The 13,239-nt window shown below is 73.4% G+C and carries 16 protein-coding genes; 10 read left to right on the top strand and 6 right to left on the bottom strand.

The window, feature by feature from the left end:
- The first annotated feature begins 8 nt into the window (after nucleotides 1–8).
- Together QI633_RS07740 and QI633_RS07735 are read left to right on the top strand one after the other, a co-directional pair.
- Complete coding sequence (locus tag QI633_RS07740) at nucleotides 9–527, top strand: sigma-70 family RNA polymerase sigma factor (RefSeq protein WP_260806593.1); 519 nt, start codon at nucleotides 9–11, stop codon at nucleotides 525–527.
- Nucleotides 520–1,332, top strand: a complete 813-nt coding sequence (locus QI633_RS07735) for a hypothetical protein (RefSeq protein ID WP_282428591.1) — start codon at nucleotides 520–522, stop codon at nucleotides 1,330–1,332. The genes QI633_RS07740 and QI633_RS07735 overlap by 8 nt, the downstream gene beginning before the upstream one ends.
- Here QI633_RS07735 and QI633_RS07730 read toward each other — a convergent pair.
- Entirely contained in the window at nucleotides 1,316–1,816 is a 501-nt protein-coding gene (locus QI633_RS07730; protein WP_141799666.1) for a TetR family transcriptional regulator, read from the bottom strand. The genes QI633_RS07735 and QI633_RS07730 overlap by 17 nt on opposite strands.
- Before the next feature lie 116 nt (nucleotides 1,817–1,932).
- On the opposite strand from QI633_RS07730, the gene QI633_RS07725 reads away from it, so the two are divergent.
- The 7 genes from QI633_RS07725 to bioD all read left to right on the top strand — a co-directional run bounded on the left by QI633_RS07725 (nucleotide 1,933) and on the right by bioD (nucleotide 8,161).
- Nucleotides 1,933–2,523: a biotin transporter BioY gene (locus tag QI633_RS07725; RefSeq protein ID WP_282428590.1), complete on the top strand. Its 591-nt coding sequence runs from the start codon at nucleotides 1,933–1,935 to the stop codon at nucleotides 2,521–2,523.
- Nucleotides 2,520–3,221, top strand: a complete 702-nt coding sequence (locus QI633_RS07720) for an ABC transporter ATP-binding protein (RefSeq protein WP_282428589.1) — start codon at nucleotides 2,520–2,522, stop codon at nucleotides 3,219–3,221. The genes QI633_RS07725 and QI633_RS07720 overlap by 4 nt, the downstream gene beginning before the upstream one ends.
- A complete protein-coding gene (locus QI633_RS07715; RefSeq protein ID WP_141799669.1) occupies nucleotides 3,218–3,829 on the top strand; it encodes an energy-coupling factor transporter transmembrane component T in 612 nt (203 codons plus the stop codon). The genes QI633_RS07720 and QI633_RS07715 overlap by 4 nt, the downstream gene beginning before the upstream one ends.
- Before the next feature lie 107 nt (nucleotides 3,830–3,936).
- A complete protein-coding gene (gene bioB, locus QI633_RS07710) occupies nucleotides 3,937–5,070 on the top strand; it encodes a biotin synthase BioB (RefSeq protein ID WP_141799670.1) in 1,134 nt (377 codons plus the stop codon).
- 3 nt (nucleotides 5,071–5,073) lie between these two features.
- Nucleotides 5,074–6,369, top strand: coding sequence for an adenosylmethionine--8-amino-7-oxononanoate transaminase (locus QI633_RS07705; RefSeq protein ID WP_141799671.1), 1,296 nt, complete (start codon nucleotides 5,074–5,076; stop codon nucleotides 6,367–6,369).
- A complete protein-coding gene (locus QI633_RS07700) occupies nucleotides 6,366–7,505 on the top strand; it encodes an 8-amino-7-oxononanoate synthase (protein WP_282428588.1) in 1,140 nt (379 codons plus the stop codon). The genes QI633_RS07705 and QI633_RS07700 overlap by 4 nt, the downstream gene beginning before the upstream one ends.
- Nucleotides 7,502–8,161, top strand: a complete 660-nt coding sequence (bioD, locus tag QI633_RS07695; protein WP_260806093.1) for a dethiobiotin synthase — start codon at nucleotides 7,502–7,504, stop codon at nucleotides 8,159–8,161. Before QI633_RS07700 ends, bioD begins: the two co-directional genes overlap by 4 nt.
- A gap of 14 nt (nucleotides 8,162–8,175) precedes the next feature.
- Here the strand turns inward: bioD and QI633_RS07690 are convergent, their stop codons facing one another.
- The 4 genes from QI633_RS07690 to QI633_RS07675 form a co-directional block, all read right to left on the bottom strand.
- On the bottom strand, nucleotides 8,176–9,600 hold the full coding sequence (locus QI633_RS07690; RefSeq protein WP_282428587.1) for an amidase: 1,425 nt from the start codon (nucleotides 9,598–9,600) through the stop codon (nucleotides 8,176–8,178).
- Between the two features lie 22 nt (nucleotides 9,601–9,622).
- Nucleotides 9,623–10,465, bottom strand: coding sequence for a hypothetical protein (locus QI633_RS07685; protein WP_282428586.1), 843 nt, complete (start codon nucleotides 10,463–10,465; stop codon nucleotides 9,623–9,625).
- A 188-nt stretch (nucleotides 10,466–10,653) separates the two neighbouring features.
- Nucleotides 10,654–11,211, bottom strand: a complete 558-nt coding sequence (locus QI633_RS07680; RefSeq protein ID WP_141799676.1) for an NAD(P)H-dependent oxidoreductase — start codon at nucleotides 11,209–11,211, stop codon at nucleotides 10,654–10,656.
- 54 nt (nucleotides 11,212–11,265) lie between these two features.
- Entirely contained in the window at nucleotides 11,266–11,757 is a 492-nt protein-coding gene (locus tag QI633_RS07675) for a hypothetical protein (RefSeq protein WP_282428585.1), read from the bottom strand.
- Nucleotides 11,758–11,806: 49 nt separating this feature from the next.
- Here QI633_RS07675 and QI633_RS07670 point away from each other — a divergent pair, with 49 nt between their 5' ends.
- Complete coding sequence (locus QI633_RS07670; RefSeq protein ID WP_141799679.1) at nucleotides 11,807–12,418, top strand: TetR/AcrR family transcriptional regulator; 612 nt, start codon at nucleotides 11,807–11,809, stop codon at nucleotides 12,416–12,418.
- Here the strand turns inward: QI633_RS07670 and QI633_RS07665 are convergent.
- Nucleotides 12,391–13,200, bottom strand: coding sequence for an SMP-30/gluconolactonase/LRE family protein (locus tag QI633_RS07665; RefSeq protein WP_282428584.1), 810 nt, complete (start codon nucleotides 13,198–13,200; stop codon nucleotides 12,391–12,393). The two genes, QI633_RS07670 and QI633_RS07665, sit on opposite strands and share 28 nt — an antisense overlap.
- Nucleotides 13,201–13,239 lie beyond the last annotated feature (39 nt).

Raw genomic sequence — 13,239 nt, 5'->3', positions numbered from 1 at the left:
TGAGCGAGATGGTGGAGGCGCTGATGGACGGTACGGAGCAGGCGGAGGACATCGACGCGCTGTACGCCGCGTCGTACCGCCGGCTCGTCGTCCAGATGTACGCGATCTGCGGTGATCTCACCGACGCGGAGGACGCCGTGCAGGACGCGTTCATCACCGCGATCCGCAAGCGCAGGACGCTGCGCTCGGTCGACAACCCCGAAGCATGGATCCGTACCGTCGCACTACGCCGGCTGCACCGCGGCTGGCGCCACCTCGCGGTGGTACGCCGACACCAGGCCCTGGACCGCGGCCCCGAGCCGGCGGTCGCGGTCGGTCCTGAGCACGTCGCACTGGTCAGTGCGCTCGCGCTCCTGGACCCGGCCCAGCGCGAGGTGGTGGTGCTGCACCACCTCGCCGACCTCTCGGTGGCGGAGATCGCCGAGCAGCTGCAGGTTCCGGAGGGCACCGTGAAGTCACGACTGGGCAGAGGACGACAGCGGCTCGGTGTGCTGTTGACGGACAAGGAGGAGCCGAGCCATGGCTGACTGGGAACCGCTCCGAGACCTCGCGCAGCGTGTGGTGCCGCCCGACTTCGACTCGTTGGTGAGCACCGCGCGCCGACGACAGCGCCGCACCGGGATCGCGGTCGGCGCGGTGACCGCACTCCTCCTCGTCGGCGGAGGCATCGTCGTGTCGACCGTCGATGACCACGGCGGTGCCATCCAGCCGGCGAAGGCACCGCCGACCTCGCCCTCCGACCTGCCGGCGGGCGTGCTCCCGCTGCCGCCACACGGGCCGGACGAGAACCCCGTTAGCCTCGCAGCAGGCCGCTACCGCATCCCGCTCGACGACTCCCTCGCCTTCGACGTCGACCTCCCCACCGACACCTCCGCCCACGACGACGGCCTCTTCCTCGCCACCGACAGCTTCATCCTCAAGACCGAGCTCGCCGGCGACCAGTACGGCGTCCCCCGCGACCCCTGCACCGACCAGACCATCGTCCCCACCGGACCCACGGTCGACGACCTCGTCCAAGCCCTCACCACACTGCCGGCCTACCAGGTCTCGCCCCCGCAACCCGTCGACCTCGGCGGCGCACACGGCACCTACCTCGAAGCCCGCATCCCCGCCGGCTACGACGACACCAAGTGCGACGGCAGCGCCATCCAGCTCCCCGGCAACCCCGACACCGCCGTCAGCGGCCCCGCCCCCTACACCGGCCACTGGTGGATCCTCGACGTCGACGGCCGACGCGTCGTCGTCCAGCAGAACTGCTGGGGCTGCAGCAAGGACGCCCTCGACCGGGGCCCTCAGACGCCCGCGAGCATCACCTTCACGCGGACGGGCTGAGCCGCCGGCGCAGGCCGTCGAGCACGAGCTCCAGGCCGAGGGCGAAGTCGGAGTCGGAGTCGTCCTCGTGGGACAGGACGTACCGGAGCAGGGTGCGGGCTGCGATCCGGGCGAGGCCGGTGTCGGCCCCGGCGCGCTCCAGCGCCGCGCGCAGCGGCCGCTCCAGGCCCTCGGCGTCGGCGCGGTTGACCCGGGCGATGAGGACCGCGCCGTCGCGGTGGCGGCGCATCGCGTCGCGCAGGCCGAGGCAGAGCAGCTGGACCTCGGCGTCCCAGGCCATGATCTCGGCGGGGCGGCGGCCGCGGCGCAGGATCTCGTCGGCGATCGCCGCCAGCAGCGCGTCCTTGTTGGTGAAGTGGTGGTAGAGCGCGCCGGGCTGGACGCCGAGGTCGCCGGCGAGGCGCCGCATGGAGAGCGCGTCGAGGCCGTGGGCGTCGAGCACCTCGATCGCGCGCGCGACCACGTCGTCCCTCCGGTAGCGCACCCTGGCTCTCCTCGTCTCGTCCCCCGGGCCGCGTTGACCCGGGTGCGAGCGCCAGCCTAACCTGAACACCGTTCAACTGCGCGCTGCCGCGCTCCCCCGGAACCGAGAGTGACCCGATGAATCGCCGTACCCCCACCACCGACGTCGCCCTGATCGCCGGCTTCGCCGCGCTCATCGCGGTGTGTGCCATCCTGCCGGACATCAAGACCGGCATCGGCGTGCCGTACTCGCTGCAGACCTTCGGCGTGCTGCTCGCGGGCGCCGTCCTCGGGCCGGTGCGCGGATTCCTGTGCGTGGTGCTCTACCTGGTCGCCGGCCTGGTGCTGCCGATCTACTCCGGCGGCGCGTCCGGCATCTCGCACTACAGCGGCGTGACCGCCGGCTACCTCGTCGCGTTCCCGATCGCGGCCGCGCTGTGCGGCTTCCTCGTCTACCGCAACCGCAACAACGCCACGCAGTTCGCGTTCGTGTTCACCTGCGGCCTGCTCAGCAGCTTCCTCGTCGTGCACACCCTCGGGCCGCTCAACCTCGCCTGGCGTGCGGACCTCAGCCTCAAGGAGGCGTTCAGCTTCGACGCCGCCTACTTCCCCGGCGACATCGCCAAGAACGTCGTGATGGCGCTGGTCGCGACCGCCGTGCACAAGGCGTTCCCCGACCTCGCCGCCCGCAGGCGCCCCGCCGAGGTCGAGGAGACCTCCGCGGCGTGAGCCGGGTCGAGCTCGACCGGGTCGTGGTCCGGGCCGCGACGCCCGGAGGACCGGTCCCCGAGGTCACCGTCGTGCGGGAGACCTCGCTCGACCTCACCGAGCAGCGGATCGCGCTGATCGGCCCCAACGGCTCGGGCAAGTCGACCCTCGCCCGGCTGGTCAACGGACTGGTCGAGCCCACCTCCGGCCGCGTCACCGTCGACGGGCTCGATGTCGCGAAGAAGGGCCGGGAGGTGCGACGCCGGGTCGGGTTCGTGTTCACCGACCCCAGCGCCCAGCTGGTCATGCCGACCGTCGTGGAGGACGTCGCGCTGTCGTTGCGCCACCAGGTGCGCGGGCGCGAGGAGCGGGCCGTAGCCGCGCGGGCGGTGCTGGCGTCGTACGGGCTCGAGGAGCTGGCCGACCGCAGTGTGCACACCCTCTCCGGCGGCCAGCGGCAGCTGCTCGCGCTGGCCGGCGTGCTCGCCACCGACCCCGCGATCCTGGTCGCCGACGAGCCGACCACGCTGCTCGACCTGCGCAACGCCCGGCTGATCGGCGACCTGCTGTTCGGCCTCCCGCAGCAGCTGGTGCTCGCGACCCACGACCTCGACCTGGCGCTGCACTGCGACCGGGCGCTGCTGGTCGAGGACGGCACCGTCGTCGCGGACGGTGCGCCCGCCGAGGTCGTCGCCCACTACCGCGCGAGCGCCGGGTGACCGCCGGCCCGCTCGGCGACTACCAGCCGGGCAGGTCCGTCTTCCACCGGCTGCCGGTCGGCGCGAAGCTGCTCGGCCTGCTGGTGCTCAGCGTGGTCGCGGTGGCGTTCCGGGGTGTCCCGACGACGGCCGGGCTGCTCGTGCTGGCGGCGCTGTGCTGCGTGGTCGCCGGCGTCCGGCTGGGCCGGGCGGTGCGCGCGCTGCGTGGCGTCGTGGTCGCGATGACCCTGCTGGCGGCGTACCAGACCTGGCAGAGGGGTGCCGAGCACGCCTTCGTCGTCGTGGGCGCCCTGGTGGCACTCCTGCTGCTCGCGACCGTGTTCACCACGACCACCTCCGTCGAGCGGATGGTCGATGCGATCACCCGCTGGCTGGGGCCGTTCCGCCGCTTCGGGGTCAACCCGGAGCTGGTCGCGCTCGCGTTCTCGCTGATGATCCGCGGCATCCCGCTCACCCTCGCCATCGCCGGCGAGACCCGCGACGCCGCGCGGGCGCGGGGACTCGAACGGAACCCTCGCGCCTATCTCACGCCGCTCGTGATCCGCGTCGTCGCGCACGCCCGGGCCACCGGGGACGCGCTGCACGCGCGCGGCCTCGGCGACGAGTGATCTCGACCGGCCAGCTTGGTCGCCTCTCCACAAAGCCGCGGATCCCGGCTATCCTGAGCAACCTGAACACCGTTCAGTTCGGCACCCAGGACCGCACGAGGAGCACCATGACCACCAACTTCGACGAGCTCGCCACCCGCATCCTCGGCGGGGGCGCGGCCACCGAGGCCGACGCGCTCGCCGTACTCCAGGCGCCCGACAGCAACCTGATGGACGTCGTGGCCGCCGGCGGGCGGCTGCGGCGCGCGCACTTCGGCAACACGGTCAAGGTCAACTACCTGGTCAACCTCAAGTCCGGCCTGTGCCCCGAGAACTGCAACTACTGCTCGCAGGCGATGGGCTCGGAGGCGCCGATCCTCAAGTACTCCTGGCTCTCCAAGGAGGAGACCCTCAAGCAGGCCGGCGCCGGGCTGCGCGGCGGCGCGACCCGGGTCTGCATGGTGTCCTCGGGCCGCGGTCCGTCCGAGCGCGACATCGACAAGGTCGTCGAGATGACCGAGGCCCTCAAGGACGAGTACGACGGCGTCGAGGTCTGCGCCTGCCTCGGCCTGCTCAAGGACGGGCAGGCCGCGCGGCTGAAGGCGGCGGGCGTCGACGCCTACAACCACAACATCAACACCGCCGAGTCGCACCACGACAACATCGTCCAGACGCACACGTACGACGACCGCGTGGACACCATCGGCAAGGCCAAGGACGCCGGCCTGTCACCGTGCTCGGGCCTGATCGCGGGTCTCGGCGAGACCGACGAGCAGCTGGTCGAGGCGCTGTTCGCGTTGAAGGCACTGGACACCGACTCGATCCCGGTGAACTTCCTGATGCCGTTCGACGGAACGCCGTACGAGAACACCTGGGAGCTCTCCCCCCTCCGCTGCGTGAAGATCCTGGCCATGGCGCGCTTCGTGTGCCCCGACAAGGAGATCCGCATCGCCGGCGGGCGCGAGATGCACCTGCGCACCCTGCAGGCCACGGCGCTGCAGGTCGCGAACTCGATCTTCCTCGGCGACTACCTCACCTCCGAGGGCCAGGACGCCAAGGCCGACCTGGAGATGCTGCGCGACAACGGCTTCACGATCCTCGGCCTCGACGCCGACGCGTTCGACGAGCTGATCGCGGCCCACGACCGCCCGGTCGCGGCGCACGGCTGCGGCGACGCGTGCGGCGGGTGTGCGTCCGGCGGTGCCTGCGGGCCGCAGATCCGCACCCGTGGTGCGGGCACCGAGGTCCCGGCCAACGCCTGAGCGATGACCGTCTCCGAGGCCGTCGACCTGCTCGCCTTCGACCGCGAGCACCTCTGGCACCCCTACACGTCGATGACCGAGCCGACCCCGGTCCGGCTGGTCACGGCCGCCCGCGGCTGCGAGCTCGAGGTCGACGGCCGCTGGGTGGTCGACGCGATGTCGTCGTGGTGGTCGGCGATCCACGGCTACCGGCACCCCGTGCTCGACGCCGCCGTCGCCGAGCAGGCCGGTCGGTTCAGTCACGTCATGTTCGGCGGCCTCACCCACGAGCCCGCGGTGGAGCTGGGCCGGCGCCTCGTCGAGATCACCCCCGAGCCGCTGGAGCGGGTCTTCCTGGCCGACTCGGGCTCGGTGAGCGTCGAGGTCGCGATGAAGATGGTGCTGCAGTACCAGCGCGGTGCCGGCCGCACTGATCACCCCTCTGGGCGCACCCGGATGCTCACCGTCCTCGGTGGCTACCACGGTGACACCTTCGACTGCATGAGCGTCACCGACCCGGTCGGCGGGATGCACTCGCTGTGGGCGGGGCTGCTGCCGGAGCAGGTCTTCGCGCCCCGGCCGCCGTCGTACGACGCCGCTCCGGCCGCGATCGCCCACTGGGCCGACGCGGTGCGCGACCTCGCCGCCCGCCACGCGCGCGAGCTCGCCGGCATCATCGTGGAGCCGCTGCTGCAGGGTGCGGGTGGCATGTGGCCCTACCCGGTGGAGTGCCTGCGGGTGCTGCGCGAGGTCGCCGACGAGCACGGCCTGCTGCTGGTGTTCGACGAGATCGCCACCGGCTTCGGCCGCACCGGCCACCTGTTCGTCAGCGAGCTGGTGACCCCCGACGTGCTGTGCTTGGGCAAAGCGCTGACCGGCGGGTACCTCACCCTCGCCGCCGTCCTCACCACCGACGCGGTCGCCCGCGGGATCTCCGGCAGCGAGGCGGGCGTCGTCATGCACGGCCCGACGTTCATGGGCAACCCGCTGGCCTGCGCGGTCGCGAGCGCGTCGATCGACCTGCTGCTCTCCTCGGACTGGGCGGCGACGGTCACCGCGATCGGCGAGCGGCTCACGACCGGGCTCGCTCCCCTGCGCTCGCTCCCGGGCGTCGTCGACGTCCGCACGATCGGCGCCGTCGGCGTCGTCCAGCTCGACCACCCCGTCGACGTGGTCGCCGCGACCGACGCGGCGCTCGCCGCGGGCGTGTGGCTGCGACCGTTCCGCGACCTGGTGTACGCGATGCCGCCGTACGTCGCCGGACCGGACGCGATCGACCGGATCGTCAGCGGCATCGCGGAGGCGGTGAAGGCAGGATGACCCGGGACCCGAGCAGCTGGGAGAGCTGGCTCGCGGCGCAGGCCGAGGAGCGCGAGGCCGCCGGCCTCACCCGGCGCCTGCGGGCGCGGGCGGCCGACGACAGCACGATCGACCTGGCCGGCAACGACTACCTCGGCCTGGCCCGGGACCCCGACGTACGGCGGGCGGCCGCGGACGCCGCATGGACGTGGGGATCCAGCGCCAGCGCCTCGCGCCTGGTCACCGGCACCTTCGCGCTGCACGAGGAGCTGGAGCGGGAGCTCGCCGACTACCTCGGGCAGCCCGCGGCCCTGGTGTTCTCGACCGGCTACCACGCCAACCTGGCCGTCGTGGCGGCACTCGCTGACCGCACGACCCGGGTGCTCTCGGACGCCCACGTCCATGCCTCGCTCATCGACGGGGTCCGGCTCTCGCGGTCCCGGCTGAGCGTCGTACCGCACAGCGACGTCGACGCCGTCCGGGCCGGTCTCACCGCTGCAGCGGAAGCCGGAGAGCGGGCGATGGTGCTCGTCGAGTCGGTCTACTCCGTGCTCGGCGACGCGGCGCCGCTGGTCGAGCTGAGCGCCCTCTGCGAGCAGTACGACGCCCTCCTGGTCGTCGACGAGGCGCACGCCGTCGGGGTCCACGGGCCGGGGCTCGTGGCCACGCTCGGCCTCGCCGGACGCCCGCACGTCGTCGTCACCGCCACCTTGTCGAAGTCGCTCGGCGCCCAGGGCGGGGCGGTCCTCGGCTCCCCCGCGCTGCGCGAGCACCTGGTCAACCGGGCCCGGCCGTTCATCTTCGACACCGGCCTCGCCCCGGCCCCGACCGCGGGGGCGTTGGCCGCACTGCGGGCGATCCGGGCGCGCCCCGAGCTGGGCGCGACCGTGCGGACGCGGGTCTCTGCGCTCGCCGACACCCTCGGCGTCGTGGCCCCCGCCGGCGCCGTCCTGTCGGTGCCGATGTCCTCGCCACAGGCCGCCGTCGCCGCCCAGGCCGCCGCGCTCGAGTCCGGGTTGCGGGTGGGCTGCTTCCGCCCGCCGTCGGTGCCCGACGGCATCTCCCGGCTGCGGATCACCGTCACGGCCGGGGTTCCCGCGGACCGATGGGACCGCGCGGTCGCGGTCCTCGTCGAGCTCGTGAAGGAGCACCAGTGACCCGGGTCGTCGTGGTGACGGGCACCGACACCGGGGTCGGGAAGACCGTCGCCACCGCGGCCCTCGCCGCGACCACGCCCGGGCGGGTGCTCGTCGTCAAGCCGGTGCAGACCGGCGTCGGCGGCGCCGACCCGGACGTCCCCGACGTCGACACCGTGCGCACCCTCGCGGGCTGCGAGGCCGTCCAGCTGGCCGCGCTCGACGAGCCGCTGGCCCCCGACACCGCCGCGCGCCGCCAGGGCGAGAGCCTGCCGACGGTCGCCGAGCACGCCGCGCGGATCCGCGACCTCGCGGCGTCGTACGACGTCGTGATCGTCGAGGGCGCCGGCGGGCTGCTGGTCCGGCTCGACCTCGACGGGGGCACCCTGCTCGACCTCGCCGTCGCGCTCGGCGCCGAGGTGGTCGTCGTCGCCCGGGCCGGGCTCGGCACGCTCAACCACACCGAGCTCACCGTCGCGGCGCTGCGCTCGCGCGGCGTCGAGCCGGCGGGCCTGGTGATCGGCGCCTGGCCGTCCGAGCCCGGGCTCGCCGAGACGTGCAACCGCACGGACCTGCCCCGGGTGACCGGCGTACCCGTCCTCGCCGTCATCCCCGACGGCGCTGGATCCCTTGCTCCCGGCGGGTTCCGGGAGCAGGTGTCGACCTGGTTCGGCTGAGCCTCAGCACAGCCTCACCACAGGGGTGGGTGACGGTCCTTCCACGGAGCCGCGGCCTCGACCTGTGCGGCCAGCGAGAGGAGCAGCTCCTCCTCGGCGGGCCGGGCGGCGAGCATGACGCCGACCGGGAGTCCGTCGGGTGTCTGGTGCAGCGGCAGCGAGATGGCCGGCATGCCGGTGACGTTCCACGCGGAGGTCCACGGCGTGAAGCGCTTCTGCGCCTCGAAGTCGGCCGCCGGGTCGGCGTCGTCGCGGATCGCGCCGACCGGGAGCGGCGGGCTGGCGAGGGTCGGCGTGAGCACGATGTCGTACGGCGCCAGCGCGACCAGCGCGTCGGCGGCATGGCGGCGCATCGCCCCGATCGCCAGGCCGAACTCCGGGCCCGACACCGCCTCGCCACGCTCGCCCAGCCACCGGGTCAGCGGCCGGACCTGCGCCCGCTGGGCCGGCTCGAGCGGGACGGTCGACAGCGCGGTGAGCACCGCCCAGCAGGTCTCGAAGACGCCGACGGCCTCAGGCGGCAGCGGCACCTGCACGTCCTCGATCACGTGGCCGAGGGAGGCGAGCAGGCGCGACGCGTCGTCGTACGCCTGCTGGACCTCGGGGTGCACCTCGACGTCCGCGATGACCGGCCGGTCGAAGCGCGCGATCCGCAACCGGCCGGGCTCGCGCCCGGCGGCCTCGAGGAAGGTGCCGCCCGGAGCCGGCGCCCACGTGGGGTCGCCCGCGCGACGGCCCGCGAGCACGTCGAGCAGCGCGGCGGCATCCGCGACCGTGCGGGCGATCGGGCCGGAGACGGCGAGCCCGATCGGGTCGCCGTACATCGGGAAGCCGCTGACCCGGCCACGGCTGGGCTTGAGCCCGACCAGGCCGCAGCACGAGGCGGGGATGCGGATCGAGCCCCCGCCGTCGGAGCCCTGGGCGACGGGCACCAGCCCGGCGGCCACCGCCGAGGCCGCGCCACCCGAGGAGCCGCCGGCCATCCGGGTGGTGTCCCACGGCGTGACGGCCGGCGGACGGCCCTCTGGCTCGGTGTAGCAGGGCGATCCGAACTCGGGCGTGCTCGTCTTCCCGAGGCTGACCATCCCGGCGTCCTCGATCGCCAGGGCCACGCTGTCGGACAGCTCAGGGACGTAGCCCGCGAACACCGGCGACCCGAAGGCGGTCGGTACGCCGCGGGTGAGGTTGAGGTCCTTGATCGCCGTCGGTACGCCGGCCAGCGGGGACGCGCCGTCCCCGACCGGTCCGACCGCGGCGACCTCCCGGGCCCGGCGCCGCGCGGCATCCGGGTCGCGGAGCACGAACGCGCCGTCGACGTACTCCTGCGGGAGTCGCGCGGCGCGTTCGAGGTAGTGCTCGGTGAGCTCGACGGGGCTGATCTCGCCGGAGCGGATCAGCGCCCCCTGCTCGAGGGCGGTCAGGTCGTGGAGTTCGGCCACGACCCGACCCTACCCATCGTGCTCAGCCCTGCTGGAAGGCCAGGACCTGGGAGGCCGGCCCGCCCAGGTAGGCGTCCTGGTCGAGGACCGCACTGTTCTTGCCGGCCGGCGACGGCAGGCCCTGGCGGGAGTTGACGACCCCGTTGAGGAGCCCGCCCACCCCGCACCCGGTGGCCGCCGGGACGGCGAAGGACCTGTCGACGACGACACCCCCACGGGCGTGGATCAGGCTGCCGGCCTCGCCGACCGGCACGAACTCGAAGGACCCGGCCTTCTCCATGGCCAGGTGCAGCACGATCGGGTTCGCATTGGAGCCGATGTAGCAGTTTGTGCCGAGCAGGGCGTTCTTGAGCCGGATCTTCACGGGCAGGGCGACCACCTCGCCGCCGTAGATCGAGGCCAGGATGTCGATCTGCGGGAGCTCGGTCGTGGCGAGCTCGACGGTCGCGGTCACGTCGGTGAGACCGGGCAGCAGCCGCTCGAGGCCGGGCACGCCGAGCAGCCCTCCGGGGACCTGCATCGGGCCGGAGGTGAAGACCTTGCCGGGCGTGCCGAAGGTCTTCTCCCCCGCGCCGACGCTCGCGATGCCGAGCGAGAGCACCGACTGCGCGGTCACGGGGACGGTGCCGTTGCCGATCACGAAGGTGCCACCCGTGACCACGGCGGTCACGCAGGACGTCGAGGCGTCGTCGGCCTCGGCCAGCATCTGCGCTGCGGGGCAGTTGCGGAAGACCTCGAACGGGTGCGGCTCGTCGGCGGCGTGGGCCACCGGGGCGGTCGGGACCAGCGCGGCGGCGGGGAGGGCGACCGCCGCGACCAGGGCGGCGAGGCGGGCACGGGAGCGACGGCACGGGAGCAGCGTCATGTTCTCTCCTGGGAGCAGGGGGTGGGGGGATGCGACGGGGTCCGAGCCCTCCCGCCGGTCCCATCCAGCCAAAGCGTCACCAGAAGATCAACTCTTGTTGTCACACGCTGTTACTGCTAAGACGGCTCGCCAAAACGCCGCTGCCGCACGCAGAGGGCGTGCGGCAGCGGCGTCGGGCGAGGGCGGGGTCAGGCCGCGCTCACCTCCGGGGCGAACTCGACCAGGGTGCCGAGCGCGGCGAGCAGCTTGGCGCGGACCTCGGGGTCGGTGGTCGGGTCGACGTCGACGGCCGGCTGCGAGACGGTGACGTCCTCGACCACGATCGCACCGGCGATGCCGGCGGAGCGGGCGGTGTCGCCGTGGGCCCACTTGCCGCCGTACGGCGTGGGGGTGGCGCCGATGACGCCGAACGGCTTGCCGACCATGGCGCCGGCGCCGTAGGGGCGCGAGATCCAGTCGATGGCGTTGTTGAGGACGGCCGGCATGGTGCCGTTGTACTCGGGGGTGACGGCCAGGACGCGGTCGGCGGAGGCGACGCGCTCGCGCAGCGCGACGGCGGCGGCCGGCGCGGTCGCGCCGTCGAGGTCCTCGTTGTAGAACGGGACCTGGTCGAGACCCTCGACGATGTCCAGCGTGACGCCGGCGGGCGCCTCGTCGCGCAGGATCTCGGCGAGCTTGCGGTTGAGGGAGTCGGCCCGCAGGGATCCGACGAGGACGGCGACGCGGGTGCTCTGGGTGTCAGTCATGGAGGTCTAAACGGACCGTGGTCCGCTTCCATTCCCGGGGTGAGAGAAGTTTCTTCAGTCGGGTTTCCTCACCCACACGTCGACCGCCTCGCCTGCCGCCACCACTGCCGCGTGGCGATCGACCGGCAGCGCAACCAGCGGGCAGTCGTCGGTCCCCTCCTCGACGACGACCACGACGACACCCGCCGGTGCGAGCAGCCGGTTCGCCGCCGCCACCACCGGGCACACTTCGTCGTGGTGCAGCACGCCGTCGATCGCGATCCCGGTGGCACGCACCCTCGGCAGCGCTCCCACCACCTCCAGCAGGTACTCCGACGGCTCCTTCCAGTCGACACGGGCCAGGTCGCCGACCGCGGCCAGCGCGTCGACCAGGGCCAGCACCGCCTCCACGTCCCCCGCCTCGTCGATGCCGCGGTCCGCGAGCTGCTCGGCGTGCCGCTCGAGATAGGCGTCGGCGTCGGTCAGCGCGAGCCGCACCTCCGGCGCGACCCGTGGGTCGTCGGTCAGCAGGTCCACGAGCCGGTCCCAGGCGGCGAGGTCGCTCATGGCCGGATCGTAAGCGGCTGTCGGCGACCCGATCTAGGGTGGCCTCACCATGCCCAAGGACCTCCCCGTGCTGACCAGCGCGCCCGTCGTGCGCCGCGACGCCGCCCGCAACCGGGAGGCGCTGCTGCAGGCCGCAGCCGAGCTGATCGAGACCTGCGGGGTCGACGACCTCACGACCGAGGCGGTCGCGGCGCGGGCGGGCGTCGGCAAGGGCACGGTGTTCCGGCGGTTCGGGAGCCGCGAGGGGCTGATGGCCTCGCTGCTCAACCACCGCGAGGAGGAGTGGCAGGCCAGCGTGATCAGCGGTCCGCCGCCGTTGGGTCCGGGGGCGCCGCCGATGGAGCGGCTGCTGGCGTTCGGCGCGTCCCGGCTGCGCCACCACCGCGAGCAGGCCGCCCTGATCGAGGCGGCGGGGAGCACGTGGGGCGAGAACTACGCCGTGCTCGGGTTCGTGTCGCTGCACGTGCGCATGCTGCTCTCCCAGCTCGGGGTCCGAGGCGACCTCGGCTACCTCTCGACCGCCCTCGTCGCGCCACTGGCCGTGCCGGTGCTGCGCCAGCAGATCGACGCGGGCGGGATGAGCGAGGCGCAGGTGGTCGCCGGCTGGAACGACCTGGTGGCGCGGGTCGTCGCTCAGCCCAGCGACACCCGCAGCAGCTGACCGTCCCAGTCCCGGAAGGTCGGGAGCTCCGCCGGACCGGGCCAGTGCGCGGCGACGACGTAGAGGGTGTCGCCGTCGATCGCGCAGGCGAAGCCGCCGCGGTCCAGCTCGACGGTGCGCAGCACCTCGCCGCCCTCGGCGACGCGGACGCAGTGCTGGTGCGGGACGTCGGCGTACCAGACGGCGCCCTCGGCGTCGAGGCAGATGCCGTCGGGGTTGTCGGTACCGAGGTCGGCCCAGACCCGGCGGCCCGACAGTGCGCCGTCGGCGGCGATGTCGAAGGCCACCAGCTGCGAGCGGTACGAGTCCGCGACGACCAGGGTGCTCCCGTCGGCGGTGACGGCCATCCCGTTCGGGAAGGCGAGGTCGTCGGCGACCACGCGGGCCGTGCCGTCGGGCAGCACGAGCGCCACGAAGCCGGGCGCACGGTCACCAGCCGGCGGCCCGACGGCGAAGTCGAAGGCGCAGCTGTTGACGTAGGCCCGGCCGAGCCGGTCGACCACGATGTCGTTGTGGCCGTACGCCGACAGCCCGGCCAGGTCGGCGTACGGCGCCAGGGTGCCGTCAGGCTCTCGCACGAGCAGCGCGTTCGCCTGGTTGGAGACCAGGACCAGGCGCCCGTCGGGCAGGAAGTCGAAGCACAGCGGGAGCGACGTGTGCTCGACGACCACCTCCACGCAGTCGTGCTCGTCGACCGCGATGATCCGGCCGTGGGTCCAGTCGCTGAACCAGATCCGGCCGTCGTGCCACCGCGGCGACTCCACCAGGCCCAGTCCGCTCACGAGGATGTCCATGCAGGAGGGACCGGCCGGGCGCGCGGG

This window comes from Nocardioides sp. QY071 (assembly GCF_029961765.1).
Classification (GTDB): Bacteria; Actinomycetota; Actinomycetes; order Propionibacteriales; family Nocardioidaceae; genus Nocardioides.
Note: the sequence above shows the minus strand (reverse complement) of the source record. Positions and strands in the feature narration are given on the sequence as shown.